The organism is Microbacterium sp. UBA7513, assembly GCF_002478345.1.
Classification (GTDB): domain Bacteria; phylum Actinomycetota; class Actinomycetes; order Actinomycetales; family Microbacteriaceae; genus Microbacterium.
In genome coordinates this window covers 59,847-81,594 of record NZ_DLNJ01000025.1, presented here as the reverse complement: position 1 = coordinate 81,594, position 21,748 = coordinate 59,847, and the positions used below count along the sequence as shown (strand labels likewise).

General features: G+C 71.1%; 26 protein-coding genes. 12 read left to right on the top strand and 14 right to left on the bottom strand.

Annotated elements, in window-relative coordinates; all coding sequences use genetic code 11:
- Positions 1–10 precede the first annotated feature (10 nt).
- Complete coding sequence (gene dinB / locus B2W79_RS14580) at positions 11–1,207, top strand: DNA polymerase IV (protein WP_292790584.1); 1,197 nt, start codon at positions 11–13, stop codon at positions 1,205–1,207.
- 69 nt (positions 1,208–1,276) lie between these two features.
- Here the strand turns inward: dinB and B2W79_RS14575 are convergent, their stop codons facing one another.
- Together B2W79_RS14575 and B2W79_RS14570 are read right to left on the bottom strand one after the other, a co-directional pair.
- Entirely contained in the window at positions 1,277–1,627 is a 351-nt protein-coding gene (locus B2W79_RS14575) for a nuclear transport factor 2 family protein (protein ID WP_071327909.1), read from the bottom strand.
- On the bottom strand, positions 1,620–2,369 hold the full coding sequence (locus B2W79_RS14570) for an SDR family NAD(P)-dependent oxidoreductase (protein WP_071327908.1): 750 nt from the start codon (positions 2,367–2,369) through the stop codon (positions 1,620–1,622). Before B2W79_RS14570 ends, B2W79_RS14575 begins: the two co-directional genes overlap by 8 nt.
- Positions 2,370–2,445: 76 nt before the next feature.
- Between B2W79_RS14570 and B2W79_RS14565 the strand changes: the two genes are divergently transcribed.
- A complete protein-coding gene (locus B2W79_RS14565; protein WP_292790578.1) occupies positions 2,446–3,420 on the top strand; it encodes a C-terminal binding protein in 975 nt (324 codons plus the stop codon).
- A 10-nt stretch (positions 3,421–3,430) separates the two neighbouring features.
- Complete coding sequence (locus B2W79_RS14560) at positions 3,431–4,288, top strand: fumarylacetoacetate hydrolase family protein (protein WP_292790575.1); 858 nt, start codon at positions 3,431–3,433, stop codon at positions 4,286–4,288.
- Between the two features lie 265 nt (positions 4,289–4,553).
- Here B2W79_RS14560 and B2W79_RS14555 read toward each other — a convergent pair whose 3' ends face one another.
- Positions 4,554–5,402 (bottom strand): SMP-30/gluconolactonase/LRE family protein, encoded by an 849-nt coding sequence (locus B2W79_RS14555; protein ID WP_292790572.1) that lies wholly within the window; start codon positions 5,400–5,402, stop codon positions 4,554–4,556.
- A complete protein-coding gene (locus B2W79_RS14550) occupies positions 5,399–6,220 on the bottom strand; it encodes a hypothetical protein (protein WP_292790570.1) in 822 nt (273 codons plus the stop codon). Before B2W79_RS14550 ends, B2W79_RS14555 begins: the two co-directional genes overlap by 4 nt.
- 65 nt (positions 6,221–6,285) lie before the next feature.
- Between B2W79_RS14550 and B2W79_RS14545 the strand changes: the two genes are divergently transcribed.
- On the top strand, positions 6,286–7,134 hold the full coding sequence (locus B2W79_RS14545) for a Gfo/Idh/MocA family oxidoreductase (RefSeq protein ID WP_292790567.1): 849 nt from the start codon (positions 6,286–6,288) through the stop codon (positions 7,132–7,134).
- Positions 7,135–7,233: 99 nt separating this feature from the next.
- On the opposite strand, the gene B2W79_RS14540 is transcribed toward B2W79_RS14545, so the two are convergent.
- The 3 genes from B2W79_RS14540 to B2W79_RS14530 form a co-directional block, all read right to left on the bottom strand.
- The gene (locus B2W79_RS14540; RefSeq protein ID WP_292790564.1) at positions 7,234–7,671 is read right to left on the bottom strand and encodes a VOC family protein; all 438 of its coding nucleotides are present in this window, start codon (positions 7,669–7,671) and stop codon (positions 7,234–7,236) included.
- Positions 7,672–7,692: 21 nt separating this feature from the next.
- On the bottom strand, positions 7,693–8,037 hold the full coding sequence (locus tag B2W79_RS14535; RefSeq protein WP_292790561.1) for a TraR/DksA family transcriptional regulator: 345 nt from the start codon (positions 8,035–8,037) through the stop codon (positions 7,693–7,695).
- Between the two features lie 229 nt (positions 8,038–8,266).
- Positions 8,267–10,801, bottom strand: a complete 2,535-nt coding sequence (locus B2W79_RS14530; protein WP_292790558.1) for an MMPL family transporter — start codon at positions 10,799–10,801, stop codon at positions 8,267–8,269.
- 68 nt (positions 10,802–10,869) lie between these two features.
- Between B2W79_RS14530 and B2W79_RS14525 the strand changes: the two genes are divergently transcribed.
- Positions 10,870–11,442, top strand: coding sequence for a TetR/AcrR family transcriptional regulator (locus tag B2W79_RS14525; RefSeq protein WP_292790555.1), 573 nt, complete (start codon positions 10,870–10,872; stop codon positions 11,440–11,442).
- 77 nt (positions 11,443–11,519) lie between these two features.
- On the opposite strand, the gene B2W79_RS14520 is transcribed toward B2W79_RS14525, so the two are convergent.
- The 5 genes from B2W79_RS14520 to B2W79_RS14500 form a co-directional block, all read right to left on the bottom strand.
- On the bottom strand, positions 11,520–11,663 hold the full coding sequence (locus B2W79_RS14520) for a hypothetical protein (protein WP_168428964.1): 144 nt from the start codon (positions 11,661–11,663) through the stop codon (positions 11,520–11,522).
- The gene (gene purL, locus B2W79_RS14515) at positions 11,663–13,990 is read right to left on the bottom strand and encodes a phosphoribosylformylglycinamidine synthase subunit PurL (protein ID WP_292790547.1); all 2,328 of its coding nucleotides are present in this window, start codon (positions 13,988–13,990) and stop codon (positions 11,663–11,665) included. Before purL ends, B2W79_RS14520 begins: the two co-directional genes overlap by 1 nt.
- Positions 13,991–14,099: 109 nt before the next feature.
- A complete protein-coding gene (locus B2W79_RS14510; protein WP_292790544.1) occupies positions 14,100–14,480 on the bottom strand; it encodes a PIN domain-containing protein in 381 nt (126 codons plus the stop codon).
- Positions 14,477–14,740: a type II toxin-antitoxin system Phd/YefM family antitoxin gene (locus B2W79_RS14505; protein WP_292790541.1), complete on the bottom strand. Its 264-nt coding sequence runs from the start codon at positions 14,738–14,740 to the stop codon at positions 14,477–14,479. The genes B2W79_RS14510 and B2W79_RS14505 overlap by 4 nt, the downstream gene beginning before the upstream one ends.
- A gap of 138 nt (positions 14,741–14,878) precedes the next feature.
- On the bottom strand, positions 14,879–15,829 hold the full coding sequence (locus tag B2W79_RS14500) for a helix-turn-helix transcriptional regulator (RefSeq protein WP_292790539.1): 951 nt from the start codon (positions 15,827–15,829) through the stop codon (positions 14,879–14,881).
- Between the two features lie 99 nt (positions 15,830–15,928).
- Here B2W79_RS14500 and B2W79_RS14495 point away from each other — a divergent pair, with 99 nt between their 5' ends.
- From B2W79_RS14495 to B2W79_RS14480, 4 genes are all read left to right on the top strand, one after another.
- On the top strand, positions 15,929–16,369 hold the full coding sequence (locus B2W79_RS14495; protein WP_292790537.1) for a VOC family protein: 441 nt from the start codon (positions 15,929–15,931) through the stop codon (positions 16,367–16,369).
- A gap of 280 nt (positions 16,370–16,649) precedes the next feature.
- Positions 16,650–16,877 (top strand): hypothetical protein, encoded by a 228-nt coding sequence (locus tag B2W79_RS14490; protein ID WP_025104100.1) that lies wholly within the window; start codon positions 16,650–16,652, stop codon positions 16,875–16,877.
- A 7-nt stretch (positions 16,878–16,884) separates the two neighbouring features.
- On the top strand, positions 16,885–17,607 hold the full coding sequence (locus tag B2W79_RS14485; protein WP_292790532.1) for a 3-keto-5-aminohexanoate cleavage protein: 723 nt from the start codon (positions 16,885–16,887) through the stop codon (positions 17,605–17,607).
- Positions 17,608–17,854: 247 nt separating this feature from the next.
- Positions 17,855–18,019 carry a hypothetical protein gene (locus B2W79_RS14480; protein ID WP_158698493.1) on the top strand — a complete coding sequence of 55 codons (165 nt, stop codon included), beginning with the start codon at positions 17,855–17,857 and terminating at the stop codon, positions 18,017–18,019.
- Between the two features lie 314 nt (positions 18,020–18,333).
- Here B2W79_RS14480 and B2W79_RS14475 read toward each other — a convergent pair whose 3' ends face one another.
- Entirely contained in the window at positions 18,334–18,711 is a 378-nt protein-coding gene (locus tag B2W79_RS14475; RefSeq protein WP_292790526.1) for a VOC family protein, read from the bottom strand.
- Between the two features lie 238 nt (positions 18,712–18,949).
- Here B2W79_RS14475 and B2W79_RS14470 point away from each other — a divergent pair, with 238 nt between their 5' ends.
- The gene (locus B2W79_RS14470) at positions 18,950–19,282 is read left to right on the top strand and encodes a hypothetical protein (protein ID WP_292790523.1); all 333 of its coding nucleotides are present in this window, start codon (positions 18,950–18,952) and stop codon (positions 19,280–19,282) included.
- Between the two features lie 62 nt (positions 19,283–19,344).
- Here B2W79_RS14470 and B2W79_RS14465 read toward each other — a convergent pair whose 3' ends face one another.
- Entirely contained in the window at positions 19,345–20,346 is a 1,002-nt protein-coding gene (locus tag B2W79_RS14465; RefSeq protein WP_292790520.1) for an SDR family NAD(P)-dependent oxidoreductase, read from the bottom strand.
- Between the two features lie 86 nt (positions 20,347–20,432).
- On the opposite strand from B2W79_RS14465, the gene B2W79_RS14460 reads away from it, so the two are divergent.
- Entirely contained in the window at positions 20,433–21,005 is a 573-nt protein-coding gene (locus B2W79_RS14460) for a TetR/AcrR family transcriptional regulator (protein WP_292790517.1), read from the top strand.
- A gap of 196 nt (positions 21,006–21,201) precedes the next feature.
- A complete protein-coding gene (locus B2W79_RS14455; RefSeq protein ID WP_162817552.1) occupies positions 21,202–21,477 on the top strand; it encodes a hypothetical protein in 276 nt (91 codons plus the stop codon).
- Positions 21,478–21,748 lie beyond the last annotated feature (271 nt).

Genomic DNA, 21,748 nt, shown 5'->3' with positions numbered 1-21,748 from the left:
GGAGAACGGGATGCGCGGGGAAGCGACGGTTCTGCACGCCGATCTCGATGCGTTCTACGCCTCGGTCGAGCAGCGTGATGCGCCGGAGCTCCGCGGGCGTCCGGTGATCGTCGGCGGCGGGGTCGTGCTGGCCGCGAGCTACGAGGCGAAGGCGCGGGGCGTCCGCACCGCGATGGGCGGCCGGCAGGCGCGGGAACTGTGCCCCGACGCCGTCGTCGTGCCGCCGCGGATGGAGGCCTACTCCGCGGCCAGCAGGGATGTCTTCCGCATCTTCCGCGACACCACCCCGCTGGTGGAAGGGCTCTCCATCGACGAGGCGTTCCTCGAGGTCGGCGGGCTGCGACGCATCGCCGGCACTCCCGAGGCCATCGCCGTCGGGCTGCGGGAGCGCGTGCGCGCCGAGGCGGGCCTCGCGATCTCGGTCGGCGTCGCCCGCACGAAGTTCCTCGCCAAGGTGGCGAGTGCGGTGAGCAAGCCCGACGGACTCCTCGTCGTCGAGCCCGACCGGGAGGAGGAGTTCCTGCTGCCGCTTCCCGTCGAGCGGCTGTGGGGAGTCGGCGCGGTGACGGCGGAGAAGCTGCACCGTTACGGCATCCGCACGGTCGGACAGCTCGCGGAGCTCGAGGCCGCGACCGCGGAGCGCATGCTCGGAAAGGCGACCGGAGCGCACGTCCATGCTCTCGCCCGCCTGCGGGACCCCCGCCCCGTGGACACGACCAGGCGGCGGGGATCGATCGGGTCGCAGAGAGCGCTCGGCGTCCGTCCGCGGTCGCCGGAGGAGCTCGACGTGATCCTCACCCAGATCGTCGACCGGCTCGCGCGGCGTCTCCGCGACGGTGACCGCGTGTGCCGCACGGTGGTGCTGCGGCTGCGCTTCGGCGACTTCACGAAGGCCACCCGTTCCCGGTCGCTGCGGGCGCCGACCGATCGCACCGCGCTGCTGCTCGCCGTCGCCCGCACGCTCCTCGCCGCGGCACAGCCCGAGATCAGCGGTCGCGGCATCACCCTGCTCGGCCTCTCGTTCACCCAGCTCGACGCGGCGGACAGCGTCCCGCCCGAGCTGCCGATCGACTGGGGCGACGAGTCCCGCCTCGACACCGTGCTCGACACGCTCCGCGACCGCTACGGCTCCGCCTCGGTCTCCCGTGCCACCCACCTCGGCCGCGACCCCGGTTGGTCGTCCCCGGTCCTCCCGGAGCACCATTGACCCCTTTCGAATCGCTTGACTGGTCCCATTTCGGCCGGAAACACAGCCAATCGGGCGATTCGAAGCGGGTCAGGCCTTGAGCATCGACGCCCGCGAGATCACGCCGTCGACCACGTCGAAGGTCGCGATCGTCTCCGTGGCGACGCCGGCGTTGATGACCCGCTCCTGTGCGACGAGCCAGCGGGAGCCGAACAGGACGCTCGTGTCGATCACGCAGGAGAGCTCGGGGTTCTGCAGCCGCGGTTCGTAGAAGGCGCGGATCGCGGCCGACCCGACGAGGGGCTCCGGCGCGACCCCGGTGACCACGGCATCCTCGGCATAGGTCGCGACGAAGGCGTCGAGGTCGTGGGCGTTGAAGGCGTCGAGCTGCGCCTGCACGGTGTCGAGGGCAGAACGGTCCTGGGCGGTGCGGTCAGTCAATGCGAACTCCTCCGTTGACGTCGTAGGTGGCTCCGGTGATGAAGCGGGCCCGCTCCGAGGCGAGCGACGCGATGATCCAGGCGACGTCCTCCGGCTGCCCGAACGCACCGAGCGGGATGCCCGACTCGAGCTTCGCGCGGCCCTCGCCCTGGAGCTGATCCGTGATCGCGCTGGCGACCGGGCCGGGCGTGACGGCGTTGACGCGGATGCCCTCGGCGGCGAGGTGCCGGGCGAAGCTGCGGGTGATCGCGAGGATCGCCCCCTTGCTGGCCGCGTAGTGGATGCCCGTCTGCAGTGCGCCGACCTGCCCGGCGATCGAGGCGATGTTGATGACCGAGCGGTCGCCGCCCGCGGCGCGGAGCAGGGGGAGCGCCGCGCGGGTGAGCAGGAAGGTGCCGCGGGCGTTGGTCTCCAGGACGAAGTCCCACTCCTCGATGTCGATCTCGGGGTACGGGGTGTAGGGGCAGACGCCGCCGTTGTTGACGAGGACGTGCAGGTCGTCCCACGCCGCCGTGATCTCGGTGATGAGCGCCGCGATGGAGTCGGGATCGCGGAGGTCGAGGCGCGACACGTGGACGTCCGGGGAGCCCGCCGCGCGGCACTCCTCCGCCGCGCGGACGGCTTCGGCCTCGCGTCCGGCGTAGGTGATCCAGAGGGCGACGCCCTCGCGGGCGAGTTCGAGGGCGGCGGCGGTTCCGATGCCGGAACTGGCGCCCGTGACGAGTGCGCGGCGAACAGTCATGCCTAAACGCTATAGCAAGAAGCGGTCTCGCGACAGCGCTGTACGCGAGCTTGCTAGATGCTATAGCATCGCATCCATGACCGCGCCGCTCATCCTCGTCACCGACTGCGACCTTCCGGGAACCGTCATCGAAGACACCCTCCGCGCCGCCGGCCTCCGTGCCGAACGGGCCGCCTCCGGGAGTGCGGACGACATCGCCGCCGCCGGAGCCGACGCCGAGGCGCTGGTCGTGCAGTGGGCGCGCATCGACGGCCCCCTCATGGACCGCCTGCCGAACCTCCGCTTCATCAGCCGCGTCGGCATCGGCTACGACATGATCGACGTCGAGGCCGCCACGGCCCGCGGCATCGCCGTCGCGAACACGCCGAGCTACTGCATCGAAGAGGTCGCCGCACACACGGTCGCGATGATCATGACCCAGGCCCGCGGCCTCTCCGCCTACGACCGGGCCGTGCGGGAGGGCGTCTGGAAGGCCGTCGACGCCCGGCCGCTCGCCGTGCGGCCGTCCTCCACCACGGTGTCCGTGCTCGGGTTCGGGCGCATCGGATCGATCGTCGCCCGCGGGTGCCGGGCGCTCGGCTTCCGCGTGCTCGTCGCCGACCCGTATGCCTCCGACGACGCCGTGCGCGACGCGGGCTGCGAGCCCGTCGATATCCCGTCGGCGATCGCCCGCGCCGACGTCCTCACGCTGCACGTGCCGCTGACGGACGAGACCCGCCACCTGATCAACGCGGCGGCCCTGGCGACGATGAAGCGGGATGCCGTGATCGTGAACACCTGCCGGGGACCGCTCATCGACGAGGACGCCCTGGCTGCGGCGCTCCGCGACGACCGGCTCGCCGGTGCCGCTCTCGACGTCTTCGCGGAGGAGCCCCTCCCCGGCAGCTCCCCGCTGCGCGCGCTCGACACCGTGCTGCTCACGCCGCACGCCGCCTGGTACTCCCCGGAGGCTCTGGCGGATCTTCCCGTGCACGCCGCCGAGAACGTGATCCGCTCGCTCGCCGGCGAGGCCGTGCCCATCGTCAACCCGGCCTTCGCCGCCGCGCGCTGAGAGGACTCCCATGGAACTGCTGCGACTCGGCGCGATCGGCCAGGAGCGTCCCTACGTCCGCGATGACCAGGGCGTGGTGCGTGATCTCAGCTCCCTGACCCGCGACATCGACGGCGCATTCCTCGCCGCGGACGGCATCGCCCGCGTGCGCGCGGCACTCGCCGACGGCTCCCTGCCGCAGGGGGAGACCACGGGGCTGCGCGTCGGTGCCCCTGTGGCGCGGCCGACCGCGGTGATGTGCATCGGCCAGAACTACGCGGCGCACGCGGCGGAGTCCGGCGCCGAGCCGCCCGCACACCCGGTGGTGTTCTTCAAGCACCCGAACACGGTCGTGGGTCCGGACGATGTCGTGCTCCTGCCGCCGGGAGCTGAGAAGGTCGACTGGGAGGTCGAACTCGCGGTCGTCATCGGCCGCACCGCGCGGTACCTGCCCTCCGTCGAGGCCGCGCGCGATGTGATCGCCGGCTACACCATCTCGAACGATGTGTCCGAGCGGGCGTATCAGCTCGAGGTCTCCGGCGGGCAGTGGTCGAAGGGGAAGTGCTCCGAGACGTTCAACCCCCTCGGCCCGGCACTGGTCCCCGCGGACGAGGTCGACCCTCAGGCGCTGCGCCTCCGGTCCTTCGTGAACGGCGAGCCGCGGCAGGACTCCTCCACCGCCGACATGATCTTCCCCGTGCTGCAGCTGGTGCACGAGCTCAGTCACTACCTCGTGCTCGAACCCGGCGACGTCATCAACACCGGCACCCCGCAGGGTGTCGCGCTGTCCGGACGCTTCCCGTACCTGCAGGACGGCGACGAGATGACCATCGAGATCGAGCGGCTCGGCCGCCAGCACCAGCGCACGGAGCGGGTCCGTCTCGGGTGAGGCCTGTGCCCGGGGCACGGTTCCTTTCGCTGAGTGCAACCGTGTCCCGGGTAGAGGCCTCTCCCACCGCTGTCGTCCGCGAACTCAGGCATCCGCGCGGGCTCAGGCGAGGGGAGGGGAAAGGTGCCTGCTTTCGCGCGAGCGCCTGGTGCCGCGAGCGCCCGGCGGCTCAGGCTTCCCCGTGAACTCAGGCATTCGCGCGGGCTCAGGCGAGGGGAGGGGAAAGGTGCCTGATGCCGCGCGAGCGCCTGAACCCGCGGGCGGGTCAGCCGGCGAAGGGGAGGACCGGGAGGCCGTGCACCCCGGGACGCACCGCGAAGACCGAGCCCGCGGCGGTGCCGTGATCGGACGGCAGTCCCTGCGCGGAGGTCGTGATGAAGAGCGTGCCGAGGTCGTCGCCACCGAACGTACAGGCACTGACCTGGGGCACCGGCAGCACGATGTCCTCGCGCACGGCCCCGGACGGCTCGAACCCCCGCACGCGGCTCCCGCCCCACAGGGCGACCCAGACACTGCCGTCTGCGGCGACCGTGAGGCCGTCGGGCACGCCGTCGTCTTCGGGGATGTGCGCGAACACCCGGCGCCCGCGGAGGTCGCCCTCGGTCACGTCGAACACGTCGATCCGGCCGGTGTCGGTGTCCACGTAGTAGACGCGGCGGCCGTCCGGGGAGTAGCTGACGCCGTTGGACGAGGTCACCCGGGGGAGCACCGTGGTCACGTCGAGGGCGGCGTCGATGCGCAACACGGTCCCGGCGCCTTCGGTGGAGTCCGTGGACATCGATCCGGCCAGGAGCCGCCCTCGAGGGTCGCAGCAGCCGTCGTTCATGCGCACCGGGCCGTCATCGAGCAGGGTCGCGACGGGACGGGCCTCCGCGTCGGAGCCGTCGGCAAGGTACAGAGTGCGCGCGCCCACCGCCACGAAGCCCCCGGACATCCGCGGACGGAAGAACGCGAGGTACTCGTCGTCGACGTGCTGGCGGACGATCTCGTCGCCGCGGAGGGTGAGCAGGTCGCCCGCGTCGCCGTCGACCCAGCGCAGGCCACCCCACCCGGGCCACCAGACCGGGGCCTCGGCGTGGACGGCGACCGGGCCGGTCACGTTCTCGGGAGTCATGCGCCCTCCGCCGTCCGCCGCGGGTCGGTCACGGGCAGCGGCTCCGGAACGGGGTCGGCATGATCCGCCGAGGCGGCAGGGGCGGACGGGAGCTCCTTCGCCACCTGCTTCTCCAGCACGGTCACGGCCTCGTCGGAGAGCAGGATGAGGCCGTCGAGTTCCTCGCGCACCCGCTTGTACGCGACGTTCCGCTCGGACTGTGTCGCCGACTCGTCCACGGCGACCTTGAGGAGCTGCTGCGCACGGTCGAGGCGCTTGCGCTCGGCCTCGGTGAACGTCGAGTCGCGCAGCCGCCGGGCGTCCTTCTCCGCGATCTCGAACGCGACCGCGTAGTCGCCGACGGCCTGCAGGTACTCTGCGATCTGCTGCTCCGTGAGCTTCGCGTCGGCGGAGGCCGGACGCAGCGCGTCCGCGGTCTTCTTCGCGCGGAGGAAGGCGGCCGTGAGCGGCTGGCGGCCGTCGCTCATCGCAGGGAAGGCGATGAGCTTGGCGACGTCGAGCTCGTAGTCCAGCCACCGTGCGGTGATCTCGTCGTGCTCGGCGAAGAGGCGGGCGAGCAGGTCGTCGGGCGCCGCGGAGGCCGTGGTGTCGACGACGGTAGGACCCCCGTGCTTCGCCTGCCGGGCGGCCGCGCGCGCCTCGATCTCGGCGGTCTTGACCTGCGCCTTCATACGCAGGGCCTCCAGCCGGCGCTCGTGCCGACGCTTGGAGCCGCGCTCCCAGGCCTTGGCGACCCCGCCGGCCATGCCCATGATCGGGAAGACGAGCCACCAGTAGTCACCCGCGAAGTTCCAGAAGCCCCGGATGAACTCGTCCATGATGGGTTCAGCCTACTGCGCGACCGCGGGTCGCCGGGGGCCCGCACGAGAGGGAGGACGGCCGCATGAAGAGCGTCGGCATCGTCGGGATCGAGAACAGCCATGCCACGGAGATCGTCCGCTTCCTGAACGCCGAGGCCACGGACGTGCCGGTGCGGATCACCGCCCTCGTGGCAGGGGAGCCGGAGCGCACGCGGGAGCTGGCGGCACTCGGCGGCATCGACCGCGTCGTCGACGAGGCGGCCGCGCTCCTCGGCACGGTGGACGCGCTCATCGTGACCGCCCGCGACGGTGCCGATCACCGCGCCCTCGCCGTTCCCTTCCTGGAAGCCGGGGTGCCGGTCTGGGTCGACAAGCCGCTCGCGGCGACCGTTGCCGATGCCGACGCGATCCTCGCCGCCGCGGAGCGTGGGCGGGCGCCCGTCACCTCCTCGTCCACGCTCCGCTGGCTCGCCGACACCGCGGAACTCGTGGCGGAGGCGGACCGCATCGGCGAAGTCCAGGCGGTCACCGTCACGGGGCCGGCCGATCCGGACGGCCCGTACAGCGGCATCTTCTTCTACGGCATCCACCTCGCCGATCTCGCCCAGGTGCTGCGGCCCGGCACCGCGGAGGACGTCGAGGTGCAGTTCCTGCCGGCCGGCGTCGTCGCCCGCTACCGGGTCGGCGGCGTGCCGGTGACGTTGGAGTTCGTCCGGCCGGAGGACGACCGGCAGGTGCCGTTCCGGGCGACCGTCGTCGGCCGCCGGGGCATCGCGAGCCGGGAGATCCCGATCGGCCCCGGGTATGTACGACCCGGCGTCCGCGCCTTCGCCCGGATGCTGGAGACCGGCGAGCCTCCGGTTCCCGGGTCCGAGATGCGCGCTTCGATCGCCGTGCTCGAGAAGGTCGCTGAGGGCCTCGCCTCCCGCTGATCCGGGCACAGCTTCGGAGATCGGGCCCGGCGCGCCGTCGACGGGCCCTGGGCGGCGGCGTGTCGCCTCCGGGTCTCCGAAGCCGTGCCGGGGTCGGAATCAGGCCGTCGTGAGGTCCTGCGCGAGCATGAGGATGATTCCGCTGGGGCCGCGGAGGTAGGTCAGCCGGTAGATGTCCCGGTAGTTCGCGACGCCGCGCAGGGGATGGAATCCGTGCCGGGCGGCGATGGCGAGGGAGGCGTCGATGTCGTCGACGGAGAAGGCGATCCGGTGCATGCCGATCTCGTTCGGCCGCGTCGGCTCCGTCTCGATCGCCTCGGGGTGGATGTACTCGAACAGCTCGATCTGCCCGTGCCCGTCCGGGGTCTGCAGCACGGCGATCCGCGCGTGGTTCCCGTCGAGACCGACCGCGGTGGACGCCCACTCGCCGCTGACCTCGTCCCGTCCGACCACGGAGAGCCCCAGGTCGGTGAAGAAGGCGATGGTGGCGTCGAGGTCGCGCACGGCGATCCCGATGTTCTCGAGGGCGATGGCCATGTCCGCGATGCTACTCCGGCGTCAGCGACCCCGCTTTTCGGCGCAGGCCACGCAGTACTCCGCGAACGGGCGCACCTCCAGGCGTTCCGGGGGGATAGGTCGCCCGCAGTTCGCGCAGATGCCGTAGGTCCCGGCGTCCATCCGCACCAGCGCCTCGTCCACCTGGCGGAGCTCCGCCTGTGCCGCCTCGGCGAGCCCCGACAGCCGGGACCACTCCGACGAGAGCGTCACCCCTTCCGGGTCGTGCTCGTCGTCGTCGTTCGAGCCCTCGCGGTCGTGCATGAGCTCCGCGAGCGTGGCCGCCGTCGCCGTGACGCGGGCTTCGGCCTCGGCGCGGCGCTCTTCCAACAGCGCTCGCAGATCCATCCGCCCACTCTAGGCCCGCCCTGCGACACTGGCGTCGCCCCCCGATCAGGCATCCCCGCGGATTCAGGCGACATCGGCAGCAGGTGCCTGAACTCCCGCGCCTGCCTGTCCTCGCCAGACAGCCTGCCCCCGCGACCGCTCGCGCAGGATCAGGCATCCGCGCGGGATCAGGCGACCCTGGTGTCAGGTGCCTGAACCCGCGCGAATGCCTGTCCCGCGCGAACCAGACTCAGCCGCGGGTGCGCGGAGCCTCCACGGTGGGCACGGAGTCGGTGTGCACGCTGGGGTGGTCCCGCTCCAGCGCCGCGCCCTCCATGTCGACGTTCGGGATGATGCGGTCGAGCCAGGTCGGCAGCCACCAGGCCGAGCGTCCGAGCAGGTGCATGAGCGCGGGCATCAGCAGCATCCGTACCACGAACGCGTCGAGCAGCACGCCGAACGCGAGACCGAACCCGATGGAGCGGATGATGGTCGACTCCGAGAACACGAACCCGCCGAACACCGACACCATGATGAGCGCGGCCGCGATGACCACCGAGCGCCCGGCCCGGAAGCCCTGTGCCACGGCATCGCGCGCGGAGGCGCCGTGCACATAGGCCTCCCGCATCCCCGAGGCGAGGAAGAGCTGGTAGTCCATCGCGAGCCCGAACAGGATGCCGACGAGGATCACCGGCAGGAAGCTCAGGATCGGACCGGTGCTGTGCAACCCGATGAGGTCGGCGCCCCACCCCCACTGGAACACCGCGACGATGAGCCCGTACGTCGCGAAGAGTGACAGCACGAACCCTCCCGTGGCGATGAGCGGCACGAGCAGCGAGCGGAACACGACGATCATGATGAGCAGCGACAGGCCCACGACGACCACGAGGTACAGCGGGAGCACGCTCGCCAGAGCCTCGGAGATGTCGATGTTGGTGGCGGCCTGACCGGCGACGCCGAGGGTGATGCCGCCGTCGATCTCGGGGAGACCCCGCAGATCCTGCACCAGCTTCTCGGTGGAGGTGCTGTTCGGGCCTTCGGCGGGCAGCACCTGGAAGGCGAGGAGCGTGTTGTCGTCCGACGTCGCGACGGGGGCCACCGCGACCACGTCGTCCTGCTCGGCGATCTTCTCCGCCACGGTCACCTGCGTGGCCAGCAGGTCGTCGTCGCTCACGGCGTCGTCGAGGGTCGCGGTCACCAGGAGCGGCCCGTTCGCGCCCTCGCCGAACTGCTCGTCGACGGTCTGGAACGCGCGGTAGCTGGTGGAGTCGGCGGGTTCGCTCGACCCGTCCGGGAGGCCGAGGCGCATCGACATCGCGGGGATCGCGATCACGAGCAGCGCGACGACGCTGACGAGGGCGGTGACGACTGCGCGCAGCGTCGACATCCGGCGCACGGGCTTCCCGGCCGCGTGCTCCTGGCCGATGGTCGCCCGCGCCGTGCGGCCGATCAGACGGGTGCCGACGAGGCCGAGGATCGCCGGGGCGAGGGTCACGGCCACGAGCACGGCGACCGCGACGCAGACCGCGCCCACCGTGCCCATGAGGCCGAGGAACGGCACGCCCGTCACGTTGAGCGCGAGGAGCGCGACGATGACCGTGGTCCCCGCGAACACCACCGCGGTCCCGGAGGTGCCGGTGGCGAGACCGATGGACTCGCGCACGGGCGACCCCGCCAGCAGCTGCTTGCGGTGCCGGTTCACGATGAAGAGGGAGTAGTCGATGCCGACCGCGAGCCCCAGCATCACGCCGAGGACGGGAGTGACCGAGGCCATGTCGACGACGCCGGAGAACGCGAGGGACGCCGTGACGCCCACGCCGACGCCGACCACGGCGGTGACGATGGGCAGGGCCGCACCGATCAGCGAACCGAGCATGACGATGAGCACGACCGCGGCGAACGCGAGACCGATGGCCTCGCCGACACCGAAGATCTCCGGCACGCCCTGGGCGATGTCGGTGCCGAAGTCGACCGTGACGCCGTCGATCTCCTCGTCCTGGAAGTGGGCGATGGTGCTCTGCTTGGTCTCCTCGGCGAGCTCCAGGCGCGGGTCGACGAAGGAGACGTTGACGATGGCCGTGGAGCCGTCCTCCGAGACGACGCCGATGCCGTCCGCGAGGTCGAGGAGGGATGTACCGAGCTCGAGCTGCTCCGCGTTGTCGGCGAGCTCGTCGCGGTTCGCGTCGATGGTGGCCTGCTGGGCCTCGAGCTGCGCGAGCTGGGCGTTCAGCTCCGCGAGCTGCGCGTCGAGCGCGGCGGTCTGCTCCGGCGGCGCGCCGGCGGCCTCGGCCTGAGCCCGCGCGCCTTCGAGCTGGGTGATCCCGGCCTCGAGCTGTGTCCGACCGTCGTCGAGCTGCGCCTGGCCGGCGTCGAGCTGGGCCTGCCCGTTCTGGAGCTGGGCCTGGCCGTCGGTCAGCTTCTTCGCCTGCTCGTCCTGCTGCCGCTGGGCGTCGAACGGGTCGACGACGGAGGCGACGCCGTCGAGGTCTTCCGCGCTCGCGGCGAGGTCGGAGATCGCCTGCTTCTGCTCGTCGGTGAAGGGCTCGCCGTCGTCCGTCCGATAGACCACCGTCCCGGTGCCGCCGGCGGTGTCCGGCAGCTTGTCGGCAAGCTGATCGGTGACCTCGCCGGAGGCGGTGCCAGGGATGTCGAAGCTGTTGCTCAGCGTGCCGCCGAAGGTGAGGAAGGCGCCGACGCCGAGCCCGAGGATCAGCACCCAGGAGACGATCACCGTCCACGCCTTGCGCGCAGCGAAAGAACCCAGACGGAACAGCAATGAAGCCACGTGATCTCCTTCAGACGAAAAGAGCATACGGCACGTCTCGTCTAGGGATCTGTGGCTATCCTGAACGCATGGTGAACGAGCATCGCAGCGGCCCGGTGCGCAGCACGGCGGCCCGCGAGGCGATCCTCGACGCGACGGCCCGGCTCTTCCACAATCAGGGATACGACCGGCTCACGATCGAGGGCATCGCCAAGGAGGCCAAGGTCGGCAAGCAGACCATCTACCGCTGGTGGCCGTCGCGCGGCGCCCTCATCGGGGAGTGCCTGGCCGAGGGACGCCTCATCCCCGTGGACTTCGTCGTGCCGGACACCGGAGACCTCTCCGCCGACGTGGAGACCTGGCTGCGGAGCGTCCTGTCGATCCTCGAGAAGCCCCAGGGCGGTGTGCTGCTGCGGTCTCTCGTGGCCGCGGCCACGGAGGATGCCTCGGTCGGCGCGCACCTCGGCGAGAGCCTGGGGGTGGAGAAGTACCTGTCGGAGCGTCTCCGCGGCGGCATCCGCGACGGTCAGCTGCCGGAGGACGCCCCGGTCGATCAGCTCGGTCGCGCCATCCTCGGGGCCATCATCGTGGAGTCCCTCGGCCGCGAGGCCCACGATCCGGGCTCCGTCGTGGCCCTGACCCGCTACCTCTTCGCTCACTGAGGTCGCGGATTCGCACGAGGTCGCACGGATTCAGGGAATCCCCGCGACCCGGGCGCGAATCTGCGACGCGGCCCGGATCAGCCGAGGAGCAGAGTGAGCACGGTCGCGCCGCCGCCGCCGAGGATCAGCGCCACGATGACGGTCCACGCGATGATGCGGATGCGCCGGTTGCGCTTCTCGCCGAGGTCGCCGTAGTCCTCGCTGAGGCCGTCGTTGCTCATCAGGCCACCGGCTCGGTGACGGTCGGACCGAAGTACGACGGCAGCGTGGCCCGGGAGCGCTCGCGGAGCTCGGCGGCCGAGACGGTGAAGACGTCCTGCACCTCGAGCTGCGGCTCGCTGTCCGTGACGCCGATGCGGGCGACGGGGTAGCCGCGTCCCTCGCAGAGGCCCCGGAACTTCACGTCGTCCTCGCGCGGCACGGTCACGATCACGCGGCCGGTCGACTCGGAGAACAGAGCGGTCGCGGCGTCCACGCCATCGCGCTCGATGATCTCGTTGAGCCAGACGCGGGCGCCGACGCCGAAGCGCATGACGCCCTCGGCGAGGGCCTGCGCGAGACCACCTTCGGAGAGATCGTGTGCGGAGGAGATGAGCCACTCGTCACGGGCCGCGGCGAGCAGTCCGGCGAGGCGCTTCTCGCCCGCGAGGTCGACCTTCGGCGGGCGGCCGCCGAGGTGCTGGTGCACGACCTCGGCCCATGCCGAGCCGGAGAGCTCGGTCGACGTGGTGCCGAGCAGGTAGATGTTCTGCCCCTCGTCCTGCCAGCCGGACGGGATGCGGCGGGAGACGTCGTCGATGATGCCGAGCACGCCGACGAGCGGGGTCGGGTGGATCGGCACGTCGCCGGTCTGGTTGTAGAACGAGACGTTGCCGCCGGTGACGGGGGTGCCCAGCTCGTAGCAGCCGTCAGCGAGGCCGTCGACGGTCTGGCCGAACTGCCACATGACCTCGGGGTTCTCGGGAGAGCCGAAGTTCAGGCAGTCGGTGATCGCGGTCGGCACGGCACCCGTGACGGCGACGTTGCGGTAGGCCTCGGCGAGCGCGAGCTGTGCGCCGGCGTACGGATCGAGCTGGCAGTAGCGGCCGTTGGCGTCGGTCGCGATGGAGAAGCCCAGGCCGGACTCCTCGTCGACGCGGATCATGCCGGCGTCGTCGGGGAAGCTCAGCGCCGTGTTGCCGAGCACGTAGTAGTCGTACTGGTTGGTGATCCAGCTCGTGTCGGCGAGGTTCGGGGAGGCGACGAGGGCGAGGAACTGCTCGCGCAGCGTCTCCGCGTCGTTCGCGCGCGGCAGGTTCTCCGCGGCGTCGGCCTGCAGGGCGTCGATCCAGGTCGGGTAGGCGACCGGGCGGTCGTAGACGGGACCGTCGACCGCGACGGTCGACGGGTCGACGTCGACGATGCGCTCGCCCTGCCAGTCGATGATGAGTCGTCCGTCGCCGGTGACCTCGCCGAGCACGGAGGTCTCGACCTCCCACTTGTTCACGACGGCCAGGAAGGCGTCGAGCTTCTCGGGGGCGACGATCGCCATCATGCGCTCCTGCGACTCCGACATGAGGATCTCCTCGGCCGTGAGCGTGGGGTCGCGCAGCAGCACGTTGTCGAGCGAGACGTGCATGCCGCTGTTGCCGTTGGCCGCGAGCTCGCTGGTCGCGCAGGAGATGCCGGCGGCGCCGAGGTCCTGGATCGCCTCGACGAGCTCGCCGCGGTACAGCTCCAGGCAGCACTCGATGAGCACCTTCTCGGCGAACGGGTCGCCCACCTGCACCGCCGGGCGCTTGGTCGGGCCGCCGTCGGCGAACGTGTCGGAGGCCAGGATGCTCGCACCGCCGATGCCGTCGCCACCCGTGCGGGCGCCGAACAGCACGACCTTGTTGCCGACGCCGGTCGCGTTGGCGAGCTTGAGGTCTTCGTGCCGCAGCACGCCCACCGCGAGCGCGTTGACCAGCGGGTTCGCCTGATAGACGCTGTCGAAGACCGTCTCGCCGCCGATGTTCGGAAGGCCGAGGCAGTTGCCGTAGAAGCTGATGCCGCTGGTCACGCCGTGCACGACGCGGGCGGTGTCCGGGTGGTCGATGGCGCCGAAGCGCAGCGCGTCCATGACGGCGACCGGGCGGGCGCCCATCGAGATGATGTCGCGGACGATGCCGCCGACACCGGTCGCCGCACCCTGGAAGGGCTCGATGAACGACGGGTGATTGTGCGACTCGGCCTTGAAGGTGACGGCCCAGCCCTCGCCGACGTCGACGACGCCCGCGTTCTGGCCCATGCCCACCATGAGGCGTTCCTTCATCTCGTCGGAGACCTTCTGGCCGAACCGGCGCAGGTAGTTCTTGCTCGACTTGTAGGAGCAGTGCTCCGACCACATCACCGAGTACATCGCCAGCTCGCCCGAGGTGGGGCGGCGGCCGAGGATCTCCTTGATGCGCGCGTACTCGTCGTCCTTGAGCCCGAGGGCGCCGTACGGCTGCTCCTTCTCGGGCGTCGCGATCGCGTTCTCGACGGAGTCGGGGACGTGCTGGGGGGAAGGTGCAGGGGCGGTGGTCACGCGCACTCCAAAGGAAGGGGCCGGCGGGGCGTCTTCAGTCTACCGGCGCGGTCGGGGCCGTTCTCTCGTGCGTGCCGTCGGACGTTGTCGGGGCGGGGAGGCGGCGGCGTCATGGCAGCTCGGCGATGGTCAGGCCCTGCGCGCGTGCGGCAGCGGCCAGCTCGCGGTCGAAGGTGAGGAGCGCAGTGACCACGTCGCCGAGTTCGAGCGCGGCGGCGAGGTGGAGAGCGTCCAGAGTGCGGAGCCCTGAGCCTGCCCGGATGGCCCCGGTCAGCGTCTCGTCGTCGAGGGAGACGAGCGCGACGCGGTCGAGGAGGTCGACGACGGCTTCGCGGTCGAGGGAACGGGGGTCGGCGATCGCGTGCAGCTCGACGGCGAGCAGGCGCGAGGAGACGAACTCGCTGCCGTTCGCGAAGGCGCGGACGACCGCTTCCGACCCCTCTTCCTCGATGAGTGCCTTCGCGGCCGCTGAGGTGTCGAGGTAGATCACGACCGGTCGGCCCGAAGGTCGCCGAGGATCTCTGTCACGGACGGCGGGTCCGGCACGGGGGCGTGGCGGAGCGGACCGCTGGCGCGGGGCAGCGTCACCCGCCCGTTGGCGATCATGCGCGTCCAGGCTGTCTCGGCGGGCGGCGACAGCTCGGCGATCGGGCGCCCGCGGTCTGTCACCGTCAGGTGCTCGCCGGCGGTGACACGCGCCAGCACTCGCGCGGTCTGCTGGTTCAGTTCGGTCTTCGACACGGTGCCCATCTCCTCAGGGTAGATCCAAAGTAGTAGAACTACTAGTTTTCGGATTAGTGGGTCCAGTGAACCATCGCTCGGCGACATTGCGGGGCCGCACGGACGGAGCTCCCCGAAGACTCTGGATAACTCCCCCGCAGGGCGGCGTCAGGAGGAGGAGTGCGCTGCCGCGAACCGCTGCGCCAGCATCCCCGCCGCTTCGCGCAGCGCCTCGGGCCCGACGACCGTGAACGGTGCGTCGAACCGGGCCACCGCGGCGAGCACACCCGTCCACGACCAGGAGCCGACCGTGATGCGGCACGAGTCGTCCGACAGCGGCACCACGGCGCCGTCTCCGGCCCACGGCGCCACGTCCCGCGCGGGCAGGGCGATGTCCACCACGCCCGTGCACGGCCAGCGGTCCTCGGTCGTCGAGCCCTTGGCGCGGGCGGCGAGGAAGGTCTGCGCATCCGCGGCGGGCAGAGGTCGCGGCGTGAAGGAGGGGCCGGTCGGTGTCCGTGGTCGCAGTCGATCGAGGCGATACGTGCGCCAGTCGGCCGCGTCGAGGTCCCAGGCCAGCAGGTACCAGCGGCCCTCGCGCGCCACGACGGCATGGGGCTCGGTGCGCCGTGGCGGGCGGTCCCGCTCGGAGCCGTAGTCGAAGCGGAGCACCTTCCGGTCGCGTACCGCCGCGCTCGCCGCCTCCAGCACGGCCGGGTCGGCGCGGACCTCGGCGGGCGCTCCGGTGAAGCGGATCCCGTCGATGCGGTGGCGCAGGCGTGAGGGCATGACCTGACGGACGGTCGCGAGAGCGCGCTGGGCGGCCTCGGTGACCTCGACCCCGGTCGCGCTCGCACTCTGCAGGGCCACGGCGATCGCCACGGCCTGCGCGTCGTCGAACAGGAGCGGCGGCATATCCGACCCCGCTTCGAGGCGGTAGCCGCCGTACGGGCCCTTGCTCGATCCGATGCGGTAGCCGAGCGCGCGCAGGCGATCGACGTCGCGGCGCACCGTGCGCGGTGTGACGCCGAGACGGTCGGCGAGTTCCCCGCCCGGCCAGTCGCGCGTCGCCTGCAGCAGCGACAGCAGCGCGAGCATGCGCGACGAGCTTCCGGTCATGGCTCCATTCTGCGACGGAAAGAGGACAAAAGCCGACCTCTACTGCTGTGAGGGTGGGGTCACACGGTCCGATCGGCGGACCGGGACACGGAGGACACCATGACTCTCACGACCACCACCCACCTCAACTTCCACGGCACGGCTCGACAGGCACTCGACTTCTACCGCTCGGTCTTCGGCGGCGAGGTGACCGCGGCGACCTACGGGCAGTTCGGGATGCCGGACGGGGTCCCCGGGTTCGACACGCTCGTTTTCGGGCAGCTCGACGGACCCGTGCGGCTGATGGCGTACGACATCCCGGGCGCGGACGACGCCGCCGCGACTGCCGGCACCACCCGTCGCGAGAACGGGATGACGATCACGGACCGCTCCTTCTTCCAGTCGCTGCGGGCGGACTCCCTGGATGAGCTGCACCCCGTCTGGGACGTCCTCGCCGAGGGTGCGACCGTGATCGAGCCTCTCGCCGCCTCCGCGTGGTCCGCCGGTTTCGGCATGCTCACCGACCGCTTCGGCGTGACCTGGGTCCTCGACGTCGCCTGATCCCGTCGGAAGCTCGACCCACCCCCTTGCGGTCGACCCGGCCCTCTGCGCTCGTCCGCAACGGGCCGGGCTGCACCGAAGGGGGTGGGTCAACGAACGGCGCGCCTCCTGCAGCCGACCCGGCTCCTTGCGGTCGACCCGGCCCTCTGCGCTCGTCCGCAACGGGCCGGGCTGCACGCAAGGGGGTGGATCGGCGCCGCCGCGTGGCGGGACACGGCATGTCAAGGGGGTCTTGGTCGTCGGGTGCCTCCCGTAGAAAGGAGGAGACGAAAGGCAGGGCATGGCCGCAGGAGACATCGAGACCTTCTCGCGCAACGGCATCTGGTTCAACCGGATCCAGGGCGAGTCGCACACGCTGGGCAGCAGCTTCGAGTCGATGGAGGAGGCGGTGAAGGTCGGCCGTGGCGCGGCGACGGCGCGTCAGGTGCAGCATTTCGTGCGCACGGAAGAGGGGCCGTCCGACGACGTGGCCCCGAACGAGGCGCACCCGCGCGACCTCATGTGGTGAGTCGCGGATGATCCTGCAGGCCTGCGTGAACGGTGCCAGGGACGTCGCGGAGCATCCATGGCTGAGCGCCGACGAGACGGTGGTGGCCCAGGATGCCGCGGCGGCCGTCGACGCCGGCGCGACCGAGATCCATGTGCACCCGAAGGATGGCGGCGGCCGCGATTCCCTCGCCCCCGAAGACGTGCAGCGCTGGCTGGGTGCCGTCCGGGCCGCGGCGCCGGGCGTGCCCGTGGGCGTGACGACCGGAGCATGGGCCGAGCCCGATGTGGCTCGCCGGATCGAGGCCATCGAGGGCTGGACGGAACTCCCCGACTACGCCTCCGTGAACTGGCACGAGGCCGGAGCGGACGGGGTTGCCGCGGCGCTGCATCGACGGGGGATCGGCGTGGAAGCGGGCATCTGGGACGCGGCGGGGCTCGAGGCGTGGCGGGTCTCCCCAGTCCGCGGCGCGTGCCTGCGCGTGCTCGTGGAGCTTCCGGCGGAGGCCGCCGACATCGTTCGCCCGCACGCCGAGGGGCTGATCGCCCACGTGGCGCGCGAAGAGGCCGACCTGCCGATCCTCCTGCACGGGGAGGACCTGTCGGCCTGGCCCGCCCTCGATCTGGCCGCAGAGCGCGGACTCGACACGCGCATCGGCCTGGAGGACACGCTCCTCCTGCCGGACGGCGCCGCCGCTCCGAGCAACGCCGCCCTCGTCCGCGCCGCCCGCTCCCGCCTCCCCCGTTCCTAGCCCCGTCGCCCCACCCCGCCTGCCGTCGCATGGCACCGGTGCGGGTGCAGATTCGTCCCTCTTTCCGCGGTTCCCGGTCCCTTTTCGCACTCCACACCGCCGGAGCTGCCCCTGCCCCTCGAGTGATAGTGCATAACCGCACCCCCCGTCGCCGGTTCCGGGGCGTTCTCGCATTCTGTTCGGGAGGCGGCGGTCCGAACCGTGTCAGGGCCTTCCCGGCGAGTACGAGCGCCCCTACGCTGGAGCGATGTTCGCCGGTGCCTCCGTCTACTTCCTGCTCGTCTACGTGGTCGTCCCGCTCCTCGCGCTGCTGCTCCTGTGGTTGATCATCTACTCGGCGGTCCGGGCGGCACTGACGGCGCATCGCCGCGCCCTCGCCGCGGAGCGCACCACCGCGCCGGATACTCCCTGATCCTGCGCTTCCAGCGACCGCGCGCCGCATGCCTCGCCCTGGCGCCGGGTGCCGGTGCAGAACCGCTCCTCACGCTGGCGCGGCTCCGGCACGTTTCTGCGCTTCCGTGCCTGGGTCGCGCCCCGGACCCCGGTGCGGGCGCAGAAACGTGCCTGGTCTCGCCCACCCCGGAGCGTTCTCGAACTCGCCAACGGCGTGCGCGCCACTCTGCCCCGGTGCGGGCGCAGAAACGTCCCTCCCACCGCCCACCCCGGAGCGTTCCGCACTCCGCACCCGCATCCGCACCCCCGGGATCCCACGCGAGCGCCCCGGACTCACCCGGCACTCCACCCGCGCCAGTCAGGTCGGTCCACGATGCAGAAGCGGTTGCCCTCGGGGTCTTCCATGATGATGAAGTCCGCGTCGTCGGGGCGGCCGTCCCAGTGCACCTCGCGCGCACCGAGCTCAGCGAGGCGTTCCACCTCGGCGGACTGGTCGTCGGCGTAGATGTCGAGGTGGATGCGCGGCGGCAGCACACGCTCCGAGTGGTGCGCGTCCAGCGCGATGCACGGTGCTTCGGCGTCGCGGGGTGTGAGGACGACCCAGTCGTCCTCCGCAGGGTCTCGCTCGACGTAGTCGAGGGCGGCCTTCCAGAACGCGGTCTGGGCGGCGAGGTCGTTCACGCGGATCACGATCGACACGATCTTCAACATGCGGCGAGGGTACGGCGAGGGAGGGTGTCCGGGCAGGGGCTTGCGCCGCCGCGGGGGATCAGCTCCCGGAACGGGGCCATGGGGCGCGAGCACCCGCTCCGAGGCGTGCCCGTGCTGGTCGGTGGAGGTGACGGCGCCACGAGCGCCCTGGGCGACCGCAGCCCACTCCGTGGGCGCCGTGGCGGAGTCGTGTGACCGGCATCCCGCGGGAACCGATCCCGTCCGATATGGTGCGGCCATGGAGACCACATCCGAGGTGACCCACGACACCGGTGACGACGCGCGGTCGGGGATCGCGCCCGAGGCGGAGGAGGCCGAGCGCGCGGAGCGGCGCCGGCTGGCTGCGAACCGCTTCGGATGGATCGTCGCGTGGGGTGTGTCCGTCGTCGCCCTGATCGTCGGCATCAGCCTCACGGGAGTCGGTACGGCCGAGCACATCGTCGAGTACAGCGACAGCTACGACGTCTTCCGGCGCGAGGTCTGGCCTGCGGGTCTCGTGCTCCTCGGCGTCGGTGCGCTCGGCGTCATCGCCACCGCCCTCGCCACCACGGTCCTCACGCAGAAGCGCTGACCCCAGACCGAGAACGCCCCCGCCGTTCGGGTCGGCGGGGGCGTCGGTTCCATGGAGTCGCGTTACTGCACGGACCAGCCGCCGTCGGAGGCGAGGATGGCGCCGTTGATGTTCACGGCGTCGTCCGACAGCAGGAACGTGATCGATGCGGCCAGGTGCTCAGCGGTCGCGACGGTCGGGATGGCCTGCTGGAACGGGGCGAGGCGGCCGGAGCCGTACTCGGACATGTGCGGGGGCATCGGGATGCCGGTGGCGACGCCGCCCGGGGCGACGGAGTTCACGCGGATACCCTTCGGCCCGTACATGAACGCGGCCGACTTGGTGACGCCGATGATGCCGTGCTTGCTGGCCGTGTAGGCGTTGCCCGAGGCGTTGCCGCGCAGGCCCGCCTCGCTCGACACGTTGAGGATCGCGCCGCGACCGGCCTTCTCCATGACGGGGATGACCGCGCGCATGAGCTTGAACGGCGCGGTGAGGTTGATCGCGATGACGCGGTCCCACACCGCATCGGGAGTCTCGCCCGCGGGTGAGAAGTCGTCGTTGATGCCGGCGACGTTCGCGAGCCCGTCGATGCGGTCGCCCGCCGCGGCGACGACGGCGTCGATCGCGTCCTGCTTCGTCAGGTCGCCCGCGACCGTGACGATGTCGGCGTCCGGCAGCTCGGCCTTGAGGGCATCGAGCTTCTCGGCCGCGATGTCGCTGGCGATCACGCGTCCGCCTTCGCGGGCGATGCGCGAGGCGGTGGCCTTGCCGATGCCGGAGGCGGCGCCCGTGACGATGACGGTCTTACCGGCGAAGCGGCCCCCCGTGACCTTCTCGGTCCAGCCCGCGGAGGCGTCGTCTTCGGGGATCTCGCCGTTGTTCGCGGCGCGCACGAGGTCGTCGACGACCGACTGCGGGAGCTGGCCCTGGCTCATGGCGACGAGCTGCTGCAGGGGGAGTCCGAGCACGGGGGTGAGGAGCTCGGGGTCGGCGCCCGTCTGCTCGAAGAGGCCCCGGATGAGCGGGCCGCCGGTGGGGTCGTTCATCCAGTCGCCGATGGTGGAGTGTGCGGTGAGGGCCATGCTCTTTCTCCTTGCTCGGGTGCCGTCGTAGTTTCGCAACGATGCGTCTACTTATGTTCCAGTGTACGCCTGAGTACGCTCGAAAGGTGCCCCGTCCTCGCAGTGAAAAGGCCCGCCAGTCCGTGCTGGAGGCGATGCGTCGCGCGCTCGCCGCAGACGGATATGAGGCCGTGACGATCGAGGGCCTCGCGGCGGAGGCGGAGGTGTCGAAGCAGACGATCTACCGGTGGTGGCCGTCGAAGGCCACGATCCTCGGGGAGGCGCTGCTCGAGGGGGCGATCCCCGGTTCAGATGTCGTCGTGCCGATAACGGACGACCTCGGCGCGGACCTGCGTTCGTGGTTCACAGCGGTGTCCGCGGGGCTCGCTCGACCCGAGGGCGTGTCGCTCGCGCGGGCGCTCATCGAGGTGACGGCGGCTGATCCGGAGCTGGGGCTCGTCTTGAACGAGCGGCTGGCGGCGCCGATCCGGGAGTGGGTGGCGGAGCGGATCTCCCGCGGACGCACGGACGGAGACGTACGGGCCGACGTGGATGCCGCCGCAGTCGCCGACGAGTTCATCGCGATCGCCTCGTACTCCGCCCTGATCGGGCAGCCGTTGAGTGCGGAGCGGGTGGAGGAGACGGTGGTGCGGTTGCTGCGGGGGATTGCGGCGGGCTGAGTCTCTCGCTGGATTGCTGTGCGGCGCGACGGTTGCGGTTCTCCACGCTGCACTCGTCGGGTACCTCGAGGCGAGAATATCGGTTGTGACCTCATATGTATGCTTCCATGTGTCGCATGACACAGCGAACCCGATCCCGCGGCATCGTGTCGGGGCCGGCGGGCGTGTGGTGGCCGTGGGTGAGGAACTGCTAGAGGTGGACATCATGCTTTTTGTCGCGGTGGGCGTGGCTCTTCTCCTCTGGGGGGCGTTGGTGGGGCGGGTCGGCAGCAGGCTCGGCACTCTTCTCGCCATCGTTCCCGTTCTGGTGTGGTTCGGGGTCCTTGCGTGGTTCGGCTCGTCGGGCAACCTCGACAGCCCGGCTGGAGATGCGCTTGCCGTGTACCTCGTGATCGGGCTCCTTGCCTTTATGACCGGCGTCAACCTCGCCGATCGCTCCGTGTCCGTGCGCAATTCACGATGGAAGCCATGACCCGCTCGGCGTGTGATGCCGGCGACGAGTGTGGCGGTGACGTCTTGACGGAGCCGCCGGCCGCGGTCTGACCTGCGCGGGCTGAGAGGTCGCCCTCCGCCACCTGCGAGCAGACCAGCCCGCGAGACTGGGTGCAAACGCGGTGTCAGGTGCGAGGGGATGAGCTGTTCCAGGTTGTGGCCCCGAGCCAGACCGCCGCGTACCCAAGGGCGGCTGATCCGAGCTGGATTTGGAACGGCCCCATCTGGGGCATGAAGCTCATGTTCCTGAA